Annotated in this window: 21 protein-coding genes; 8 read left to right on the forward strand and 13 right to left on the reverse strand. The window is 66.1% G+C overall.

From position 1 onward, the window contains the following. Nucleotides 1–49 precede the first annotated feature (49 nt). Nucleotides 50–2,419: a transglycosylase domain-containing protein gene (locus tag NG698_RS10850; protein ID WP_252609705.1), complete on the reverse strand. Its 2,370-nt coding sequence runs from the start codon at nt 2,417–2,419 to the stop codon at nt 50–52. A 228-nt stretch (nt 2,420–2,647) separates the two neighbouring features. On the opposite strand from NG698_RS10850, the gene NG698_RS10855 reads away from it, so the two are divergent. Next, a complete protein-coding gene (locus NG698_RS10855) occupies nt 2,648–3,289 on the forward strand; it encodes a PadR family transcriptional regulator (protein WP_252600250.1) in 642 nt (213 codons plus the stop codon). A 21-nt stretch (nt 3,290–3,310) separates the two neighbouring features. Here NG698_RS10855 and NG698_RS10860 read toward each other — a convergent pair whose 3' ends face one another. Together NG698_RS10860 and NG698_RS10865 are read right to left on the reverse strand one after the other, a co-directional pair. Then, a complete protein-coding gene (locus tag NG698_RS10860; RefSeq protein ID WP_252600251.1) occupies nt 3,311–4,612 on the reverse strand; it encodes an ammonium transporter in 1,302 nt (433 codons plus the stop codon). Between the two features lie 370 nt (nt 4,613–4,982). Then, nucleotides 4,983–5,777: a carbon-nitrogen hydrolase family protein gene (locus NG698_RS10865; protein ID WP_252609707.1), complete on the reverse strand. Its 795-nt coding sequence runs from the start codon at nt 5,775–5,777 to the stop codon at nt 4,983–4,985. Nucleotides 5,778–5,809: 32 nt separating this feature from the next. Here NG698_RS10865 and NG698_RS10870 point away from each other — a divergent pair, with 32 nt between their 5' ends. Next, a complete protein-coding gene (locus NG698_RS10870; protein WP_252609709.1) occupies nt 5,810–6,466 on the forward strand; it encodes a GntR family transcriptional regulator in 657 nt (218 codons plus the stop codon). Nucleotides 6,467–6,512: 46 nt separating this feature from the next. On the opposite strand, the gene NG698_RS10875 is transcribed toward NG698_RS10870, so the two are convergent. Beyond that, on the reverse strand, nt 6,513–7,904 hold the full coding sequence (locus NG698_RS10875) for an MFS transporter (protein ID WP_252600254.1): 1,392 nt from the start codon (nt 7,902–7,904) through the stop codon (nt 6,513–6,515). Between the two features lie 150 nt (nt 7,905–8,054). On the opposite strand from NG698_RS10875, the gene NG698_RS10880 reads away from it, so the two are divergent. Both NG698_RS10880 and NG698_RS10885 read left to right on the forward strand, forming a co-directional pair. Further along, nucleotides 8,055–8,741 (forward strand): DUF2848 domain-containing protein, encoded by a 687-nt coding sequence (locus NG698_RS10880; protein WP_252600255.1) that lies wholly within the window; start codon nt 8,055–8,057, stop codon nt 8,739–8,741. Between the two features lie 54 nt (nt 8,742–8,795). Then, nucleotides 8,796–9,194: a DUF3592 domain-containing protein gene (locus tag NG698_RS10885; RefSeq protein ID WP_252570467.1), complete on the forward strand. Its 399-nt coding sequence runs from the start codon at nt 8,796–8,798 to the stop codon at nt 9,192–9,194. 15 nt (nt 9,195–9,209) lie between these two features. On the opposite strand, the gene NG698_RS10890 is transcribed toward NG698_RS10885, so the two are convergent. The 4 genes from NG698_RS10890 to NG698_RS10905 form a co-directional block, all read right to left on the reverse strand. Further along, nucleotides 9,210–9,551 (reverse strand): DUF202 domain-containing protein, encoded by a 342-nt coding sequence (locus NG698_RS10890; RefSeq protein ID WP_252609711.1) that lies wholly within the window; start codon nt 9,549–9,551, stop codon nt 9,210–9,212. 4 nt (nt 9,552–9,555) lie between these two features. Continuing rightward, on the reverse strand, nt 9,556–9,906 hold the full coding sequence (locus NG698_RS10895; protein WP_256470998.1) for a YidH family protein: 351 nt from the start codon (nt 9,904–9,906) through the stop codon (nt 9,556–9,558). 76 nt (nt 9,907–9,982) lie between these two features. Then, complete coding sequence (locus tag NG698_RS10900; RefSeq protein WP_252609715.1) at nt 9,983–10,876, reverse strand: hypothetical protein; 894 nt, start codon at nt 10,874–10,876, stop codon at nt 9,983–9,985. 103 nt (nt 10,877–10,979) lie between these two features. Next, nucleotides 10,980–11,318 carry a YnfA family protein gene (locus tag NG698_RS10905; RefSeq protein WP_252609829.1) on the reverse strand — a complete coding sequence of 113 codons (339 nt, stop codon included), beginning with the start codon at nt 11,316–11,318 and terminating at the stop codon, nt 10,980–10,982. A 75-nt stretch (nt 11,319–11,393) separates the two neighbouring features. On the opposite strand from NG698_RS10905, the gene NG698_RS10910 reads away from it, so the two are divergent. The 4 genes from NG698_RS10910 (at nt 11,394) to NG698_RS10925 (ending at nt 15,244) form a co-directional block, all read left to right on the forward strand. Further along, complete coding sequence (locus tag NG698_RS10910; RefSeq protein WP_252609717.1) at nt 11,394–12,428, forward strand: LLM class flavin-dependent oxidoreductase; 1,035 nt, start codon at nt 11,394–11,396, stop codon at nt 12,426–12,428. 102 nt (nt 12,429–12,530) lie between these two features. Beyond that, on the forward strand, nt 12,531–12,734 hold the full coding sequence (locus NG698_RS10915; protein WP_252609718.1) for a hypothetical protein: 204 nt from the start codon (nt 12,531–12,533) through the stop codon (nt 12,732–12,734). A 211-nt stretch (nt 12,735–12,945) separates the two neighbouring features. Then, nucleotides 12,946–14,043 (forward strand): ferredoxin reductase, encoded by a 1,098-nt coding sequence (locus NG698_RS10920; protein ID WP_252609720.1) that lies wholly within the window; start codon nt 12,946–12,948, stop codon nt 14,041–14,043. Between the two features lie 13 nt (nt 14,044–14,056). Then, on the forward strand, nt 14,057–15,244 hold the full coding sequence (locus tag NG698_RS10925; protein ID WP_252609722.1) for a fatty acid desaturase family protein: 1,188 nt from the start codon (nt 14,057–14,059) through the stop codon (nt 15,242–15,244). A gap of 65 nt (nt 15,245–15,309) precedes the next feature. On the opposite strand, the gene NG698_RS10930 is transcribed toward NG698_RS10925, so the two are convergent. From NG698_RS10930 to NG698_RS10950, 5 genes are all read right to left on the reverse strand, one after another. Continuing rightward, a complete protein-coding gene (locus tag NG698_RS10930; RefSeq protein WP_252609724.1) occupies nt 15,310–16,155 on the reverse strand; it encodes an alpha/beta fold hydrolase in 846 nt (281 codons plus the stop codon). A 108-nt stretch (nt 16,156–16,263) separates the two neighbouring features. After that, on the reverse strand, nt 16,264–16,461 hold the full coding sequence (locus NG698_RS10935; RefSeq protein ID WP_058931260.1) for a hypothetical protein: 198 nt from the start codon (nt 16,459–16,461) through the stop codon (nt 16,264–16,266). Between the two features lie 217 nt (nt 16,462–16,678). Continuing rightward, nucleotides 16,679–18,265, reverse strand: a complete 1,587-nt coding sequence (locus tag NG698_RS10940) for a carbohydrate-binding domain-containing protein (RefSeq protein WP_252609726.1) — start codon at nt 18,263–18,265, stop codon at nt 16,679–16,681. 33 nt (nt 18,266–18,298) lie between these two features. Next, nucleotides 18,299–19,087 carry a polyphosphate polymerase domain-containing protein gene (locus NG698_RS10945; protein WP_252609728.1) on the reverse strand — a complete coding sequence of 263 codons (789 nt, stop codon included), beginning with the start codon at nt 19,085–19,087 and terminating at the stop codon, nt 18,299–18,301. Then, nucleotides 19,084–19,809, reverse strand: a complete 726-nt coding sequence (locus tag NG698_RS10950) for a DUF4956 domain-containing protein (RefSeq protein WP_252600267.1) — start codon at nt 19,807–19,809, stop codon at nt 19,084–19,086. The genes NG698_RS10945 and NG698_RS10950 overlap by 4 nt, the downstream gene beginning before the upstream one ends. Nucleotides 19,810–20,066 lie beyond the last annotated feature (257 nt).

Below are 20,066 nucleotides of genomic sequence, written 5' to 3' on the forward strand. Positions count from 1 at the left end.
CGGACGGGGGGCAACGGACGACGGCGGCGCCTCCCGCCGTCGTCGGATCTCAGCGCCTGCCTCCCGGGAAGCCGTTCGCAGGCGGAGGGTCCGGAAGCTGGGGCGGTGCTGGCGGTGCTGGCGGAGCAGGCGGGGCGGGTGCGGGTTCAGGGGCAGGAGGTGGCTCGGGTGCGGGAGCTGGCGGGGGAGCCGGCGCTGGAGCGGGTGCTGGGGCTGGCGCAGGGGCGGGAGCAGGCCTCGGCGCGGCCGGGGCAGGGGTCGGCTTCGGCGGAGCCACCATGGATGCCGGCGGCGCCGGGAACGGGTTCGCCGGGTAGAGAGGGGCGGCCTGGAGCATGTAGTTGACCCACTGCGGCCCGGCGATCATGTAGCCGTCAAGGCGCGGGTAGAACTGGCCGTTGACGGTGACGTTCTGGCCGGGGCGGTTTTGGCCTTCCAATGCATCGCCGAAGAAGGACGCTGTGGCCAGCCCCGAGGTGTAGCCCACCACCCAGGTGGAGCCGTTGTTGTTCGAGGTGCCGGTCTTGGCGGCAATGGGCATCAGCGTATGGATTTTGGGGTTAATCCACACACCGGAGCCGACCTTCAATACGTCCTGGAGGACTGCGTTGACGCCCCGGGCAACCTCCGGTTTGACGGCGTCGCGGCACTCGCTGGTCTGGCCCGGGAGTTTCCCGCCCGACACATCCGTCACCTCAAGCACGGCGATGGGGGAGCAGTACCGGCCGTCGTTGGCGAAGGTGGCGAAACCATTGGCCAGATGGACCGGCGCCACGCCGATTGCCCCGAGGAGATTGCCAAGCTGATGCATGTTGATCTGGGCGCCATCGAGTCCGCTGTGCAGCCCCACGGTGTCCACCATCTTTTGGATGCCGCAGAAATCGAGCTGGGTGGCCGAGGCGAAGGTGGCCGTGTTGATTGAGTTGTACAGCCCGTAGTTCACGGGCATGGCGCGGTAGTAGCCCTCGTCGGCGTTCTGCAGGTCATCGGCGGCGCCCAGCTCAGGGTTGTTCTGCGCCGTGCTGTAGGCGCCGAGTACCTTTCCGCAGCTGGAGCGCCACGGGAAGCCGAGCGGATACACCCGGCGGGAGGCGTCCACCATGCCCGTCAGCGGCTTGCCCTCGTTCAGCCACTCGGCGAATGTGAAGGGCTTCATGGTGGAGCCTGGCTGGAAACCGCCCGCCCCGTTGAGGTCATTGCCTTGCGGATCGCGGGAGTCCACGTTGAAGTTCAGTTGCGTATCGAACCTGCCCTCGGCCGGCAGGAACACCGTGTTCTGCGCCATGGCCAGGATTTTCCCGGTGCCCGGCTGGATCGACACCAGCGACGCGCCCCAGCGGTCGGGATTCGCCCCGGCGGTGGCGTCCACCTGCGCCTGGGCCGCCGCCTGGAGCCGGCTGTCCAGCGTAGTGACGATGGTGAGCCCGCCCCTGTACAGCTTCCGCTCGCGCTCGATCAGGGTAATGCCGTAGGCCGGGTTGTTCAGGATCAGGCGCGAAATGTAGTCGCAGAAGTAGGGTGCCATCTGGGCGTGGGCGCAGCCCTGCTTCCCCGGGCTGAGCTTGAGCTCGATGGGCGTGGCCGCGGCGGCGTCGTGGTCCGCCTGGGTGATCTTGCCTGTGGCCAGCATCTCGGCAAGAACCTGGTTCCGGCGGCTTGTGGCCTGCTCCGGATTGACCGCGGGGTTGTAGTAACTGGGGCTGTTGACCAGCCCGGCCAGCAGGGCGGCTTGCGGCAGTGTGAGATCCATGGCCGTGGTGCTGAAGAAATACCGTGCCGCCGCCTCGATTCCGTATGCCTCGCGGTTGAAGAACACGATGTTCAGGTAGCCCTCGAGGATCTGGTCCTTGCTGAACTTCTTCTCCAGCGCGATGGCCAGCTTCATCTCCCGGAGCTTGTCCCCAATGCTCTTCTGGCCGCTGAGGATCACCTCGTCGGTCTTGTCCTGGGACACGAAGGACTCGTTGATCACGTTGGTGACGTACTGCTGGGTAATAGTGGAGGCGCCCTGCCTGCCCGCATTCGTCAGGTTGAAGATCGCGGCACGGAGGATCCCTTGCGTGTCGATGCCGGGGTGCTCATAAAAGCGGCTGTCCTCGATGGCCACGATGGCATCCCGGACATAGGGGGATATCCGGTCCAGGGGGATCTTGATCCGGTTCTCGGCATAGAACGTGGCGATCGGCTGGCCGTCGGAGGTGAGGACTTTGGTGGATTGCGACGGCGGCGCGACGATCAGTTCCGTGGGGAGATTTTCAAAGTAGCTGATGGAGGTGCTGACTCCGTAACCGACAGTCGCAACAGCGGGGACCACCAGGCTTGCGGCCAGGACGCCGCACATGGCGCTCGCCGCAAAGAATCCGATGACCCTCCCCAGGGTGGAGGCCAACCGGTGCCTGCGTTTCTTTTGCTGCGCCATTGTTCAGCCCTCAAGCTCGCGACGTGTGAACAGGATACGCCGCTGCACCTGTTGCATCCACATCCTGGACCAACTGATGCCAAGCCGGTATTTTCCGTCCCTATAGTCGTGTTCTGGTCTTGTCACGCGATACATACCGATATATCGTTAAGTGTCGGTGAGTAGTTGACCGATAACCATCAACAAAGGCCAGAGCATTCAAGAAGACAGCGAAGGGACGATGCCACCATGAAAGGCATTCACGACGACAAGTTTTTGGAACCGCCGTTCGGGCGGGAACAGTTCGAGCGCGGACGGTTTGAGCGCGGCAGGGGCCGCCGCGGACCGCACGGGCACCGCGGGGGAGGGTTTGGCCCGGGCTTTGGCCCAAGGGGCGGATTTGGTCCCGGTTTTGGACCTGGCGGAGGGTTCGGTCCCGGCTTTGGGCCCGGTCCCCGGCGGGCAAGCAGGGGGGACGTCCGGTGGGCCATCCTGTCACTGCTGGCCGAGGCCCCGTCCAACGGTTATGGGCTGATCAAGACCATCGCGGAGAAAACATCCGGCGCATGGCGGCCCAGCCCCGGGTCGATCTACCCCACACTCCAGCAGTTGGTGGACGAGGACCTCATTGCGCCCCTCAGCGAGGGCCGGCGGACCGACTTCACCCTCACCGACGCCGGCAAGGCCTACGTGGCCGAGCATGCGGAGGAACTGGAGAACGCGTGGAACAGCGATGCGGAAGGATCCGGACCCGCCTTCCACCAGAGTGTGGGCAAGCTGATGGGGGTCATTCATCAGTTCCGCACGGCCGCTACGGAAGAACAGCGCAATGCTGCGGTGGAAAAGCTCGACGAAACCCGCCGCGCGCTCTACCGGATCCTGGCCGACTGAGCGCTTTTGAACCCTGTGGCCTCAGGCGAAGGTGTCTTCCTTGGCGGGAGCGGCAGCAGGTGCCGTGACGCCGCGGCCCAGCGGGTTGAAGTGGCTACCCAGCCCGCCGAAGGCGTAGGCGGTCTCGGCATGCTCGGAGAGATCCACCCCTGCCATCTCGGACTCGTGGCTCACCCGGAACCCGATGGTCCTGTTGATGGCCCGGCCGATCACCAGGGTCACACCGCCGGAGAGCACTACGGTGACCACCACCGCCACGGTCTGTGCCGTCAGTTGCTGGAGACCGCCGCCGTAGAAGAGGCCGCCGCCCTGGCCGTCCACGGGGAGTGCGACGAAGCCCAGGGCGAGTGTGCCGATGAGCCCGGCGCCGAGGTGGACTCCAACCACGTCCAGGGAGTCGTCCAGCCCGAACCGGTACTTCAGGTCAACAAACACGCAGCAGGCCGCACCGGCCACCAGGCCCAGGCCGATGGCGGCCACTGGGCTGATGTTGGCGCAGGACGGTGTGATGGCCACCAGGCCGGCAACAACACCGGAGGCTGCGCCCAGGGACGTGGGATGGCCGTGGCGGATCTTCTCCGCCAGCAGCCAGCTGAGCATGGCCGCGGCCGGGGTGACCAGGGTGTTGATCCAGATCAGGCCGGCCTGCTCCGCGGTGGTGGCGGCACCGCCATTGAACCCGAACCAGCCGAACCACAGGATGGCCGCACCCAGCATGATGAAGGGGACATTGTGCGGGCGGTGGCTGGGATCCTTGGCGAAGCCGTGGCGCTGGCCAACCACCAACGCCAGGACCAGGGCGGCCGTCCCGGAGCTGATTTCCACCACTGCACCGCCGGCGAAGTCGATGACCTGGCCGAACGCCTCGGTGATGGCTCCGCCGGTGCTCATAAGCCCGCCGCCCCAGATCATGTAGGCCAAGGGGCAATAAACCAGCGTGACCCACAGCGGCACGAACACTGCCCAGGCGCTGAACTTGGCGCGGTCGGCGATGGCCCCGCTGATGAGGGCCACCGTGATGATGGCGAAGGTAGCGCTGAAGCCTGCTTTGATGAGGTCAGGGGAGCCCATGAGGTTCTGCAGCCCGAAGTTGGCGAAGGGGTTGCCAAAGATGCCCAGGATTCCCTCGCCGGTGGTCATCGAGTATCCCCATAGGACCCACACAACTCCCACGATGCCGGCGGAGATGAAGCTCATCATGATCATGTTCAGCGCTGCCTTGGCGCGCGTCATGCCGCCATAGAAGAGACCGAGCCCAGGTGTCATAAGCAGCACCATTGCCGCCGCGATCATCATCCAGACGTGTTGCGCAGTGATCTCCACCGGTGGGTCCCTTCCATTGATCCTGAGTACGGGGACTTTCCTACCTGGCCCGCGCAATCCCCCCGATCAATATTTGTCGCCGCGTGTTTCCGTTTGCGCTTCGCTAAGTTGCGGATATGTTACGGCCCGGCGGCTTACGTGAAGATCGCATGACGGTGATGTTTCCGGCGTGTAAACGGGACCTGTTGAACGGCGCCGGGACGGGAAGCTCTGAGACTCCGATGCCAGCGACGGCGGGCGCCGGTCCGCGGACGTGGTGAGAAGCCGCCGTCGGACGCTGAAAGGGCAACGTTTCCTGAAAGTGAACGGCGGCTCACCGCCGTGGCGGCCAGCCCCCGCGGGGAGAATCCGCGGGGCTGGCCCCCCCGGGTCAGAAGGTCCGGGCGTTGACCAGGACGGGCAGTTGGCCGCGGACCTCGGCAATGACGGCCGGGTCAATGTCGACGACGGCGAGTTCCGGTTCGCCGCCGAGGGCCACCAGGGCAGCACCCAGGGGAGAGATGACGGCGCTGTGGCCGACGCCGGTGGGAGCCTTGCCGGCGGAGGCGATGCCGACGCTTGCCGGGTCGCCCTGTCCACAGGCCACCACGAAGGTGGTGCTGTCCAGCGCGCGGGCGCGGACCAGGAGGTCCCACTGTTCAGCCTTGCCCTCGCCGGCACCCCACGAGGCGCAGACGATGTTGACCTGGGCGCCGGCTTTGGCATTGGCCGTAAACAGTGCCGGGAACCGCACGTCGTAGCAGGTGGCCAGGCCGAACGTGGTGCCGTCCACTTCGAAGGTCACGGGGGTTGTTCCGGCGTCCACGGTATCGGACTCGGCGAATCCGAATGCATCAAAGAGGTGGATTTTGTCGTAGGAGGTCTCGACGCCGGGGCCGGTGACCAGCAGGGTGTTCCGCACGCGGCCGCCGTCGCCCGGCGTGAACATACCAGCCACCACCGTGATGTCCAGCTCTTGGGCAATGCTGCGGACGGCGGCGGCCCACGGCCCGTCCAGCGGCTCGGCAATGTCCTTCAGGCTGTTGCCGAAGGCGCGCATGGCGGCTTCCGGGAACACCACGAGCTCCGCTCCGGCGGCTTTGGCCCGCGTGGCGTAGTCTCGGATGAGCTCCAGGTTGGCGGACAGATCGGCTCCGGTGATGATTTGGGCCACTGCTAAACGCATGAAATTACTCCAATTTGTTGTATACATAATGTATGCGAAAAAGTTCGGGGACGGCGGCGTCCGGCCGCGAGAAGGCGTACGCGTACCTGCGCGAAAACATCCTGGTTGACCCGGAGGTGCAGGGGAAGTTCCTGAACGAGCAGGAGCTGGCCGCCGAGATCGGCGTCTCGCGAACTCCGGTCCGGGAGGCGCTCCTGCTGCTCGTCTCCGACGGCCTGGTGGAACTGATTCCGCAGCGCGGAGCCTATGTTCCGCCGGTGACGGGCCGCGAAATGTCGGAACTGATGGAACTTCGGGGTGTGCTGGAAAGCCATGCCGCCCGCCTGGTAATCGAACAGAACCGCGTTCCTGCGAAAACGATGCAGGACACCCTGGACCTGCAGGCCCAGCTTCCCGAGCAGCTGAATGCGGAGGCTGCGCAGGAGTTCATCCGGCTGGACACCCTCTTCCATCAGCTTCTGATCGACGCCGCCGGCAATGAGCTCATCTCCCGAACGTACAGCAAGCTCCACGTCCGGCAAATCCTGGTGGGCGTCGCTGCCCTGTTCCGCACCGGAGACCGGCGCGGACAGGTGTGCGCCGAACACCAGGACATCCTCGATGCCCTGGTGTCCGGCGACGCCGTGAAGGCGCAGGAGGCCATTGACCATCACCTTGCTGTCACCCGGGATATCCTGCTCCGCACCTAAGCGCCGCCCTGGTAGTTGGATTCGTTATTTGGGTCAGCTGGCTTCGTCAGTGGCCTTTGCCGGTGGCCGACTGCTGGCGCTCTAGTGCGGATCCTTCCAGCAGCAGGCGGTAGTCCTCGTCCTCCACGGTGTTGGAATCGCGGCCGAGTGCCAGTCCCACGGCGGTGACGCCTGCAGCGACTGCCACGTAGATGGCCACCGGAATCCAGGTGCCGAACTGCGCCAGCAGCAATGTGAACATCAGCGGGGCGATGGCGCCGCCGATCACACCGGCGAAGGTGTAGGCCAGGGAGCTGCCCGTGGACCGGAGCCTCGGTGAGAACTGCTCCACGATGAAGGCAGCCTGCGGGCCGTACATAAACGAGTGCGCCATGAGGCCCAGCACAATGCCGGCAATGAGCATCGGCTCGTTGTCGGCGCCCAGGACGCCGAAGAAGACGAACGTCCACACGGCGCCCACCACAGCCGCGGTGCCGTAGACCATGCGTCGGTTGAAGCGGTCGGACACAGCGCCGGCCAGCGGGATCATAAAGAGCTGGAACGCGGAGCCGATCAGGACTGCCGTGAGCACCTGGCTGCGTTCGTAGCCGAGTGTCTGGATGCCGTAGGTGAGGGTGAAAACGGTGAACAGGGCGTAGAGCACGTCCGGGCCCACCCGGCACAGCGTGGCGGCAATGAGGGGCCGGAGTTCCGTGCTGAAGACCTCGCGGACAGGGGCGTTGGGCTGTTCGCCGTGGGCCTCGATGGCCTTGAAGATGGGGGTGTCTTCCAGTTTCAGGCGGATCCAGAGGCCGAAGCCGACCAGCACGGCCGAGACCAGGAACGCGATGCGCCAGCCGAAACCGATGAACTGTTCCTCGGTCAGGGCGAGGGTCAGGACAGCCAGGGCGCCGTTGGCCATAAGGTTGCCGGCGGGCGGGCCCACCTGGGCTGCAGACGCCCAGAAGCCGCGCCGGTGGGGGTCGCCGTATTCGCTGGAGAGCAGCACGGCGCCGCCCCATTCGCCGCCGACTCCCACGCCCTGGGCGAACCGCAGCAGCACCAGGATGATCGGCGCGCTGAGGCCGATGCTGTCGTAACCGGGAAGCACACCGATCAGCACCGTGGCCACGCCGATGATCATCAGGGTGGTCACCAGCACCTTCTTGCGTCCGATCCGGTCACCCAGGCGGCCGAAGATGATGCCACCAACAGGCCGGGACACGTAGCCCACGGCATAGGTGGAGAAGGCCAGGATGGTGCCCGTCAGGGGATCGGATGAAGGGAAGAACACGAGGGGAAATACGACGGCGGCCGCCGCCGAGTAGACGGCGAAGTCATACCACTCGAGGGCGGTGCCGGTGAGGCTGGCAGCGAAGGCCTTGTACAGGCCCTTGGGGTGAATCGGCTTGTCCGGACGCGGCGCTGCGCCGGAAGCCGGAACTGGGACGTTAGCCATGGGTGTTGTCCTCCACGAGATGTTTACGGGTGACGCCTGTCACGCTGGCGTTAAATGTATACATTACGCATACTGGATGTACATTGGCCACCGTTTCCGGTTTCCAGTTTGTAAATTTCTCCAGCAGGACACGCAAAGGATGGACAGAACATGACGACTCTGAGCTTCGAACTTCCCGACGGCAGCACCCGGACAGTCCAGGTCAAGCACCTCCTGAACGCCGGTTATGCAGGGCGGGAGCTGGAGGAAGTGCAGGCCCACATTGCCGAACTGGCCGAGCTTGGCGTTCCGGGCCCCGCCACCACGCCGGCGCTCTACCCGATCTCGCCGTACCTGGCGCAGCAGGTTTCCGAAGTCCGCGTGCAGCATGCCCGGACCTCCGGGGAAGCCGAATGGGCGCTGGTCATCACGGACGACGGCGTGCTGCTGACGGTCGCGTGCGACCACACGGACCGCGAGCTTGAGGTCCATGGGGTGGCCTGGAGCAAGAATGCCAGCCCGGACGTCCTGGGCCGCAAGGCGTGGCGGCTGGAGGACGTGCGCGACCACCTGGACCAGATCACGCTGAAGGGCTGGGTGGGGCAGGGTGATACCGCGGACACGCTGATCCAAGACAGCTCGCTGGAAGCCCTGCTGCCCCCGGACTACTGGCTGGAGGTGTTGACCGCGCGCGGCCTGAATGAGCCGGGGACGGTCCTCATTTCCGGCACGGTGGCCATGACCAGCGGGGTGAACCAGTTTGCCCGCAGCTGGAAAGTGGAGATGACAGACCCCACGACAGGATCCACCGTGGATGCCCAGTACGTGGTGGAGCAGATGGCCGAGCCCATCGGCTGATTCCGCCGGGCAGGGGCACGCTGGGGGGCGCAAACTCCCGGTAGCATCATTGCTATGCCCACTGCGCTTGAAATGGCAGGTCCCATCCTGGAAATGATGACCTGGCTGTGCCTTCCGCCGGGGCTTGCCCTGCTTTTCTACTCGGGCATCCTTCGGCGGTTTGTGCACCCCTGGACCGTTGCGGAAGCGGTGGTCTACGCGGACGCTACCGGAACGGGCTTCCGCTGGTTTGACCGCAAGTACCAGGTCCACCACGCCCCGATGTCACCCCACGACATCAAGGACCTGGCCGTGGGCGACACGCTGCCGATCTACTACCACCCGAAGCGCCCCACGCAGTGGCAGACCGCAGCGCCCGAAGCGGTGGGGCGGACCGCCGTCGTACTTGGCCGCGTGCTCACCGGGATCGGTGCCGTGGCGCTCATCGCAGGCTTCCTGCTGCCGATGTTCTGACGTAGCGCGGCTGAATCAGCCGGCCAGCACCACGCCGATGCCGAGCGCGCCCAGCGCAACACCCGCAAAGGCGGTCCAGAGCACCGCGGACGTATCGGCGTCGACCCTTTCGCGCGAAATTCCCCGCGCGCTGGCGCCGTACCGCCGGCGCTGAGTCAGGTAGATGGCCGCCGCTGCGGCCGCGGATACGGCGAAAAGCAGCAGGATGGGGAAGCCGTGGTGGGGCAGCCAGCGCAGGAAGATGGCGCTGACCGTCACCAGCGCCATCATGGTCCGGCCCCACGCCAGCGTGGTCCGCTCGGGCTGGAGCCCGGGATCCCCGTGCGGCCCGGGGTCCGGAAGCCTGGTGCGGACCACCTGGCTAACGCCAGAGGATAAAGACGAGGACGACGGCGGCAGCCAGCGCCCCTGCGCCGGCCAGCAGCGGCACAATGAGCGGCAGCGGGAGTGGAGTTTTGTTGCGCATGCTCCGTTCGACGCGGATCCAGCGCCCTGCGGCGCCGGCGCTCAGCAGCATGCCCAGGAGCAGGAGCAGTACCGCCAGGCTCTTTCGGACCGGTTCCAGGAACAGGTCCGAGGTGAAGGCCTCGATGGCGATGCCGCCGGCCAGAAGCGCCAGCGCCGTGCGGATCCAAGCGAGGAAGGTTCGTTCATTGGCCAGCGTAAAGCGCGGGTCCGGCTCGGTGCCGCCGGGCAGCAGCCGTTCGGCCATCTTTCCGCGCGACGGCGGCACGGGGTCGTTGGGCGGCGTCTGGTTGCTGGGCACGGGGCCAGTTTAGCCGTTGGCGTCAGCCGGTCCTGGACGAGATGGAAACCACGGCGCTGATGAAAACAGGAAGCGCGGCGGCACTGATCAGCACTATCGCCCCGGCACCCACCCAAGCCGGCACTGTCCGGCGGGGCCGCGCGGATCTCAGCCAGGAAACCGGAATGACGCTCAGCCAGAGGAACAAGAGGAGGGTCCCAATGACGACGAGGACTGCGAACGGTGGAAACAAGATGGCACCAGCGAGCAACGGAACATAGAATTTAGCCGCTTCGGGGCCCCACAGCGGAAGGCGCTCACTCCACCAACCCGCCGCCGCAGCGACGACGGCGCCGTGAAGAAGGGCAAGTCCGGCATACAGTGCCACCGACAGCCAGCCGGGTCCAACGATGTTGAAATCGATGTTGTCCGCGCGCAGGGGATCCATCAAGGACCCTACCCACACGAGGAGGAGCAAACCGAACAGCGGTCCGGCGAGACGTCCGCGTGGAAGCCAGCGGCGCACGAGGGGGAACAGGATCGCGGCAAGGAAGCCGGCCGGCAGGCCACCGAAGAACAGCAGGGCCATGGTCCCCCCAACGCTGGGAATTCCCACGAATGCCTGGGCCTCCGTTAGCCGGCCCTGTGCGGAAGCGGGGGATGTGTCCGCCAAAATGCGCATGACCAGCCGCCCGCCGGGCCAGGCGGCAAGCAACGCCGAGACCAGTGCGGAAAAGGACACGACGTTGGCCCACCAGAAGAACCGGCGCAGCGCGCTCAGTTTCACGTCAGTCCGGAACTCTTGCCCGCCGGTGCCCGTGGAGGGGTGGCGTCGTGAGGCAAATGGCTCACGGATGCTGCGGCCTCCCCACAGCACCACCACCAGCAGGCCAAGGAGCAGAAAAAGGGCGGACCCCACCACAATTATTGTGGCCATCGCTGATCACCATCCACATCCAAAGGATGGATCAATTGTGCTCCCAACCGCGGGTACGGGCTACCTCCGCTGGGCGTTTCCGAACGCTGTCACGTCCCCAGGGTCAGCCCGCGTTTCGCGGGGCAAACATGATGACAGCCACGCCGACCAGGCAGATGACGGAGCCTGCGATGTCCCACCGGTCCGGCCGGAAACCGTCGAAGATCATTCCCCACGCCAGCGACCCGGCCACAAACACTCCGCCGTAGGCGGCCAGGATCCGGCCGAAATGGGCATCCGGCTGCAGGGTGGCTACAAAGCCGTAGAAGCCCAGGGCAATGACACCCAGCCCTGCCCACCACCAGTCCTTGCCCTCGCGGACTGACTGCCACACGAGCCACGCGCCGCCGATCTCGGCAACGGCGGCCAGGACGAACAGCACAGTGGTTTTGGCGATCGCCACGGTTTCAGCAGGAATACTCACAGGCTCATCATGCCAGCCGGGAATGCGGCCGGCCGCGGGGAGGTTGGGCCATACATGCAACGCCTCGGATTCCTCTCTTTCGGCCACTGGGGCCCCGGCCAGGGCTCCCGCACCAGAACCGCCGGCGAGGCCCTGCGCCAGGGCATTGAGCTGGCGGTGGCCGCCGAGGAACTCGGAATCGACGGCGCCTTCTTCCGGGTGCACCATTTCGCCCGTCAGCAGGCGTCGCCCTTCCCGCTGCTGGCAGCCATCGCCGCCCGGACCGGCCGGATAGAGATCGGCACCGGCGTGATCGACATGCGGTACGAAAATCCGCTGTACCTGGCCGAGGAAGCCGCGGCCACGGATCTGATCAGCGGCGGCAGGCTGCAGCTGGGCATCAGCCGTGGTTCACCCGAGCCCGCCCGGAACGGGGCCGCTGCCTTCGGCCACAAACCGGCAGAAGGGGAGACCGACGCGGACATGGCCCACCGGCACACAGCCCAGTTCCGGCACGCCATCAGCGGCGCCGGCGTGGCCGAGGCGGACCCGCGCTACGCCGGCGGAGCCATTGGCCTGTTGCCGGTCCAGCCGCAGTCGCCGGGCCTCACAGAGCGGATCTGGTGGGGCGCCGGAAGCCGCAACACCGCCGTGTGGGCCGCCGGCCTGGGCATGAACCTGATGAGCTCCACCCTGCTCACCGAGGACACCGGCGTCCCCTTCGACCAGCTGCAGGCGGAGCAAATCCAACTCTTCCGGGAGGCCTGGGCCGCGGCAGGACACAGCCACCAGCCACGGGTCTCTGTCAGCCGGAGCATCCTGCCAATCGTGGACGACGAGGACAGCAGATATTTTGCGGGCAGCGCGCTGCGGGACAGCCGGGATCAGGTGGGCGTCATCGACGGCTTTATGGCACGCTTTGGCAAGACCTATGCGGGCGCCCCGGATGTCCTGGCCGAACAGTTGGCGGCCGACGCCGCGGTCCAGGCCGCGGACACGCTGCTGGTGACAGTGCCCAACCAGCTGGGCGTTGACTTCAATGCCAAAATGCTGGGGAACATCGCCCAGCACATAGCGCCCGCCGTCGGCTGGACCCCGGCCCGTTCCTGATCCGGAGCCGATTCCGCTGGGTGATTCGCCCGGAAGGGAATATCCTGAGAAGGTGCGGGCCATTGAGGCCCGGTTATTCCTCACGGCCTAGAGAGGCTCACCATGTCCGAAAAACTACACCTGACACCGGAAGACGAGTTCCCGGATGATCTTTCCAGCATCCCGGACCGGGAGCTGCAGGTTCTGGACAGCCAGGTGCAGCGGCAACTGGACTATGAGTACGTGGCCGAGGGCGAACCGAACCCGGAGACGGAGTTCAGGCACCTGGACCTGGACGAGGAATTCGAAGACCGGGACAGCCGCTGACAACCGTCCCCCGCCATCGGTCCGGCCCATTCCCGTGACCTGCAGTGGAAATTAGTCAGCATCCTTACTAATATTGCTCAAGGAACCATCCATTAGCCACAGCCGTTAGGCTTGTAGCGGGCTTTGGGGGCTAAGCGCCCCGTTATGACTGCGTGACTGCGGAACGGTCAGGAGAGAGAAATATGGCTCGCGCCGCTTTAGGTTTTACTGCATGATCCGGCTACGTCAGCTGGCACAGGCGGCTTCCGTACTGACCACACCATTGGCGCCGGAAGACATTCTGGCGCTCTTCAACCCTGTCTTCTCCGCGCGCCAGCTGCGAGGAGTGGTGACCCGTGTGGTCCAGGAAACGGCGCAGTCGGCCACCATCTTCTTCCGTCCCGGCCGCGGCTGGCATTCGCACCTGGCCGGCCAGTGGGCGCGCATCGGCGTTGAGCTGGACGGCGTCCGCCACTGGCGCTCCTACTCCCTGAGCGCCCCCGCAGGCAAGGACCCCGCCATCACCGTCACCGACGTCGGCGCTGTTTCCGGAACCCTGGTCCGGACCACTAAACCGGGCGACGTCCTTTTCCTGGCACCCCCGCAGGGCGACTTCGTCCTGCCCGAGCATCCCCGGCCGCTCCTGATGGTCACCGCCGGCAGCGGCATCACTCCGGTGATGTCCATGATCCGCACCCTTGTTCCCCGCCGCCCGGATGCCGACGTCGTCCTGGTGCACTCCGCCCGCACGCCCGGCGACAGCCTCTTCCGCGAGGAACTCGCCGAGCTGGCTGACCAGTTCCCCAACTTCCGGCTGGCCCACTGGTACACCGGCGAACAGGGCCGGATGGACCTGACCAACACGGCCGAGCTCGATGAGATCTGCCCGGACTGGAAGGAAAGGGCCGCCTACGCCTGCGGTCCGGACAGTTTCCTCGACGACGCCGAGGCCCTCTGGAAGCAGGCGTCCCTCACCGCTGGCGCCCCCGGCACCGATGTTGCGCTCGCCGGCGATCCCGGCAACCTCATGATTGAGCGGTTCAACACCACCTTTGCCGGGGGTGTAGGGCACGACGGCGGCCTGGTCACCTTTGAGGCGTCGGACCGGGAAGTTGACGCCGACGGCGACACCCCGCTGCTCGACGTCGGCGAGGACGCCGGGGTGTTGATGCCCAGCGGCTGCCGGATGGGAATCTGCCACAGTTGCCTGACTCCGCTCCTGGCCGGACAGGTCCGTGACCTTCGCACCAACGAGATCCACGGCGAACCCGGCCAACTAATCCAAACGTGTGTCTCGGCAGCCGCCGGACCCGTCAACCTCGAACTCTGAGGAGCAATACCGCATGTCAGTAGTTTCAGAAAGCAAGAAAGATTCCGCAAGCAGCACCGCCCCCACCGGGGCGGCAAAGACGCGCCCCGGAGCGCTGGCCGAGTCCGGCAGCCCCCTGGTGCGTCCACCTGCCGCAGCGCACCTTACCGACGAACAGGTAGCTGAGCTGGGCCGCGAACTCGACGCGATCCGCGACGAAATCCTGGCCAAGCGCGGCGCCTCCGACGCCGCCTACATCCGCCGCATGATCAAGATCCAGCGCGGGCTGGAGATCTCCGGCCGCGCGGCACTGCTGGTCAGCAAGAACAAGGCAGCCTGGGTCACCGGCACCACGCTGCTGAGCTTCGCCAAGATCCTGGAAAACATGGAACTCGGCCACAACATCCTGCACGGGCAGTGGGACTGGATGCGGGATCCTGACATCCACTCCACCACCTGGGAGTGGGACTTCGTCACCCCGTCGCGCGCCTGGCAGCACACGCACAACGACCTCCACCACCGCTGGACCAACGTCGTCGGCAAGGACAACGACGTCGGGTACAACCTCCTGCGCATGGACGAGAGCCAGCCGTGGCAGCCCCACAACCTGGGCAACCCGCTATACAACGCCATCCTTTCCCCGCTCTTCGAATGGGGCATCGCCATCTACGACCTTGAGCTTGCTGAGTACCAGGCAGGCAAGAAGTCCAAGGAAGCGCTCGTCAAGGACCTCAAGGCCCTGGGCCGCAAGGTAGTCACCCAGTTCACCAAGGACTACGCCGCCACTCCGGCGGTCGCCATGCTGACCGGTTCCGGCAAGCAGGCGCTCTACGGCACCCTGACCGCCAACGCCGTCCGCAACGTGTGGGCACACGCCGTGATCTTCTGCGGCCACTTCCCGGAAGGCACTGACACCTTCACCGAGGAAATGGTGGAAGGCGAAACCCGCGGTGACTGGTACGTCCGCCAGATGATCGGCTCCGCCAACATCTCCGGTTCCAAGTTCATGCACCTGATGACCGGGAACCTGTCGCACCAGATCGAGCACCACCTCTTCCCGGACCTGCCGTCCAACCGGTACGCCGAGGTTGCTCCGCGGGTCCGCGAGATCTGCCAGCGTTACGGCCTGAAGTACACCACAGGTCCGCTGCTGAAGCAGGTGGGATCGTCCTGGGCGAAGGTCTTCAAGCTGGCGCTGCCGGGCAAGGCCGCCAGGGCTTGAGCTGACTAAGCCTTTTGAGAGTGGAAGGGCCAGGCGAAATCGCCTGGCCCTTCCATTCTTTTTTGTTATCCGGTCTGCTTCTTCAGGAAGGCGAGCAGGGCTTCGTTGACTTCCGCGGCATGCGTCCACAGCAGCCCGTGCGGGGCGCCGTCGATCTCCACATACTCCGCCGACGGCAGGGCCTTGGCGAACCGGCGGCCGGTGACGTCGATGGGGAGGATGTTGTCCTCGGTGCCGTGGACAATCAGCGCGGGGACATCGATCCGGGGGATGTCGCCGCGGAAGTCGGTCAGCCAGGTGGGCTGCGCGGCGACTGATGCGGTGGCGCCGGCTCCTGCGGCGATTTTCCAGCTGGCGTCCAGGACTTCCTGGCTGAGCCGCGGCGTGCCCAGGAACGTGTCCGAGTTGTAGAAGTTCTTGAAGAATTCCGTGAAGAACGCGTACCGGTCCGCGGTGACGGCTTCGGTGAGCCCGTCAAAAACGTCCTGCGGTACGCCTTCCGGGTTGTCTTCGGTTTTCAGGACGAACGGTTCCAGCGATCCGAGGAACACTGCGCGGGCCACCCGGACCGAGCCATACGTGCTCAAGTAACGGGCAACCTCGCCGGTACCCATGGAGAAGCCCACCAGCACGGCCTTGTTGACGTCCAGCGATTCCAGGAGGGCTTTGAGGTCGGCGGCGAACGTGTCGTAGTCGTAGCCGCTGGTGGTCTTGCTGGACTTGCCGAAGCCGCGGCGGTCGTAGGTGATCACGCGGTAGCCGGCCTCCAGGAGGGCGGTGGTCTGCTTTTCCCAGGAGGATCCGTCCAGCGGGTAGCCGTGGATCAGGACAACGGGCTGGCCGCTCCCGTGGTCTTCGTAGTAGAGCTCGATATCGGTGCTGTTCTCGGTTCCAACGGTGACGAATGCCATCTCGGAGGTCCTTTCGAAGCTTCGGGATCAGTTTCGGGCGCAAGCAAAAGCCAGCGCCCGGCATTCCCTACTCTAGGGACCGCCCGCCGGGCCACCAAGGATGTGGCGCTACTGGGTGGGTTGGGGCAGCTCGCAGTTGATCTGCGGGTTGACCCCCAGGTAGTTCAAGGGCCCGGCGACGATGGTCACGGCCACCGTTCCCGCCGCGGCGCAGGACCCTGGAGCCCCGCCGAAATAGCCGCGCTGCCAGGCGGCGATTCCTCCGATGATCAGCCAGATGACAATCAGTGCTCCGAGAAACTTCATGGTGTCCTCCCACGGCGTGGCCTGTGCGTTCAAGTATGCGCCGATAACCGGAAAGCTCACAGGACCCAAAAAACGCGGCCCCCTCCCCACCCCCGGACGCTCTCTCACCTAACGCCACTTAATTCGCAACGCTCGCTCACTTTCTTGAAAAAAGTGAGAGAGCGTTGGTCAAAAACCTGCGTTAAGTGAGAGAGCGTCTGAATGGGGTGGGGGGCGGTTAGTGGCGGGCGCCGAAGCCGCCTCCGCCGCCCAGGCCCTCGGATGCGGTGTACCCGCCGGCCGTCACGGTGCCCACCTGATCGGCGCCGTCCAGGGAACCTTCGCCCACCCCGGCGCTGACCGTGGCCGTGCCGCCTGTGTAGACGGTGTACGTCTCGCCCTCAGTGATCGCGGCGGAGGAGAACACCAAGGACGCAGTGGTTTTGGTGGTCACGAACGCACTGACCACGTTGCCCGCGGAATCGGCGATCTGCACTACGGTGCCCGCCGGAACGGTCGAGCCGAGCGTGACCTGCACGCCGGACTGCGTCGAGGAAGTGCCCGGGGTGACCACCATGCCCACGCTGCCGGCCGCCGCCACGGTGCCGCCGGTGACGGTCAGCTCGCCGTTGACGTCCAGCGCCCCGTTGCCGGAGTTGGTGGGGCCGTTGACCACCACGGTGCCGCCGGAGATGCTGGCGTTGCCGTTGGAGTCCAGGCCGTCGCCCTGCGCGTTGATGGTCAGCGAGCCGCCGGTGATGTCCACCGTGTAGTCGCCTACGGCCATCTCGCCGCCGCCCCCGCCCATCCCGCCTCCGGAGGCGGCAGAGGTGGAGGCCCCACCCGAGGCGTTCACGCCGTCGTCGTTCGCGGTGACGTTCGCAGTGCCGCCGGAGATCACGATGTGCTGGGCCTCCAGGCCTTCCTCGGACTCCTCAACCGTGGTGACGCCGGCGGCGATGGTGAGCGTGTTGAAGGCCTTGATGCCGTCGTCTACCGCGCTGACGTTCAGGGTGCCGCCGTTGATGAGGACCCAGCCGCGGCCTTCGTCCTCCTCGTTGTCCGACTTGAAACCGTCGTCGCCTGCGGTGACCTGGTAGGCGCCGTCGAGCAGGACTGCGTAGTCCTTGCCCACGATGCCGTCGTCGGTGGCGTTCACGGTGACGTTGCCGGAGGCCAGCACAAGCCCGTCCTTGGAGGAGATGCCGTCGTTGAAGTTGCCGTCCACGCTCAGCGAGCCGGTGCCGGCGATGGTCAGATCCGCCTGCGAGTCGAGCGCAGCGTTCGGGGCGTCCTCGGCGGTGTCCGCATACGTGGAGGCGTCGCTCAGGGAGTTGGCTGTGCCGTCCTCCAGGAACACGATGGCCTCGTTGGCGCTTTGCACCACAAACGGCGAGCCGGTGGAGCTGGAGATGTCGGCGCCGTCGAGGATGATGCGCACCACGTCTTCCTCGCCGGCGGCCACCACCACCTGGCCGTCGGACAGCGACCCGCTCAGGCGGTACGTGCCGGCCGCGCTGATGGTTACGGTGTCGCCGTCGACCATTACAGCGTCCGACGACGTTCCGGAGGCGACGCTGCTGGCGCCGTCCGCCAGGGTCACGGCTACTTCGGCGGCCGCATCCCAGGTGAGGTCGTCGGCGTCGTAGTGGGTGTCGGCGGCGAGGGTGTCCAGGGAAACCGCGGCCTGTGCGGTGCCGGACGTCGTGGACGATTTGGAGGTGCTGGTGCCGGTGCCGGCAGCGGTGCCGGCGGCGGAGCAGCCGGCCAGCCCAATGGCGAGGGCGAGGGCGGTGACGGACAATGCGGTGCGGAAGCGGTTCATGGTGTGTTCCTTCGAAAAAATGGGGGAGGCGGGTCAGGCGGCGGGGCGGAGGCTCATGGTGCGGCGGAGCGTTCGGTTCCAGCGGTTGGCCGGGAGGTCCGGGCAGAGCGCCGCCATCCCGGTGGCGAACTTGGAGATCCTGGAGGGCCGGACCCCGTGGGCCCAGAGATGCCGGTCCAGCGGGCTGGGCGCCGAGCCGGACTTGGTCTCCAGGATCACGGCGCCGTCCAGCACCCAGGCCTGCTCGCCGGGGCGCTGCCAGGTGACGTCCGTATCGATGGTGGCCCGGCTGCCGGATTCCGGCAGGTAGAGCGTGGTGCGGTGGTAGCGGGTTTCGAGGACCGGTCCGAGGGGTCCGGCGGGCGCTCCGCCCACCGCGGCGGCGAGGGTTTCGTGGACGTAGTCCAGGCCTTCCGCCGTCAGCCGGGCGCGGTCCGTGAGCTCGTAGGGGATGCGTTCCTTGACGGTGGCTTCGCGGGCGCCTTCGGTTTTGACCTCCAGGAAGCTGATGGCGCTGTCCACATACGTCCTGGTGCGGACCTTGTACCGGCGCCGCCGGCCGTGGGCGGCAAGGAGGTAGCTGTCCAGCTGCGCGGTATCGAAGTACACGGAGTCATAGGCGAAGCAGCGGGAGCCGTCCATCTCCAGGACCCGGACCTCGGCGTCGAACGTGGCCAGGAGCTGCTGCGCCAGCGCCTCGGGGACCACGTACTTGCGGTCCACCCGGGTCTGCAGCGCGGCTTCGGCGTTCAGTTCGTCCAGCCCCACGGCCGGCAGTCCGCTGAGGCTGCTGACGACGCCGGCGCCTGCGGGGGCGCTCATGCCGCACCTGCCGAGGCGTGGACGGGGTCGGCAGCATGGACGGGAGCGTGGACGGGAGTGGACGACGTCGGCGCTGTTTCCTCTGTCGGGAGCATCACCGGAGGTGCCGGTACTGCGTGCCGGGGTGCCGCCGTCGTGATGGCTGAGATGGTGGCGTGAATTGCCGGCTGGACGATGCGGGGGTTGTAGGCGTAGCGGACGTCCACGATGGTCTTGTCGTTGACCAGGTCAAGTTCCTGGACAGTGGCGGAGTGGACCTTGCCCTGCAGGACTTCCTCGAGCCGTGCGTACAGTTCGCCGTCCTCCGCCAGTGCCCGGTCCAGGATGACTGTCTGGTGCCGGTGGGCGGGCAGGACTCGGGGGTGGTCGCCGACGAACATCACCAGCAGGATCAGGCCCATCAGCGAGGCGGTGAGCCAGATGGGCTCGATGCCGAGGCCCGCGATCAGGCCGAGCGCCAGGGCCGAGAAGTAGTAGGCCACTTCGTGCTGGGCCAGCTCGGTGGAGCGGAGCCGGATGATGGACAGGACGCCGAAGAGGCCAAGTCCCAGGCCAAGCCCGGCCGCGGAGCCGGACAGTGCAGTGGCCACGGCCAGGACGCCCACGTTCATGCCCAGGTACGAGACCACCAGGTCGCGGCGGCGGTGGCGGCGGAGGTAGAGGACGAACGTGAGGATGCTGATGGCCGCGAGATCTGCGGCGATGAAAATGAGGGAAGTCATCGGGATTCTCCGGAATCTGTTGGTGGGCTGTTCTCTACGATCCCGGGCGATACTGTGCGGGTGCTGTGACGGAACCTAGGTCCGAATATGAGTGCCGGCTGGGCGCTCCACTGCTGTTTTCCGGGCGTCATGCAGCCGCCGTTCCTCCTGGCGGATTTCGATCGATAGGATCAAACCCGTGCTCCAACTCAAACGCCTTGCGGTTTTCTGTGTGTTCGCGATTTGCGTAATCACCGCGGTGTCGTTCTGGGCGCTCG

This window comes from Pseudarthrobacter raffinosi (assembly GCF_023913735.1).
Taxonomy (GTDB): Bacteria; Actinomycetota; Actinomycetes; order Actinomycetales; family Micrococcaceae; genus Arthrobacter; species Arthrobacter raffinosi.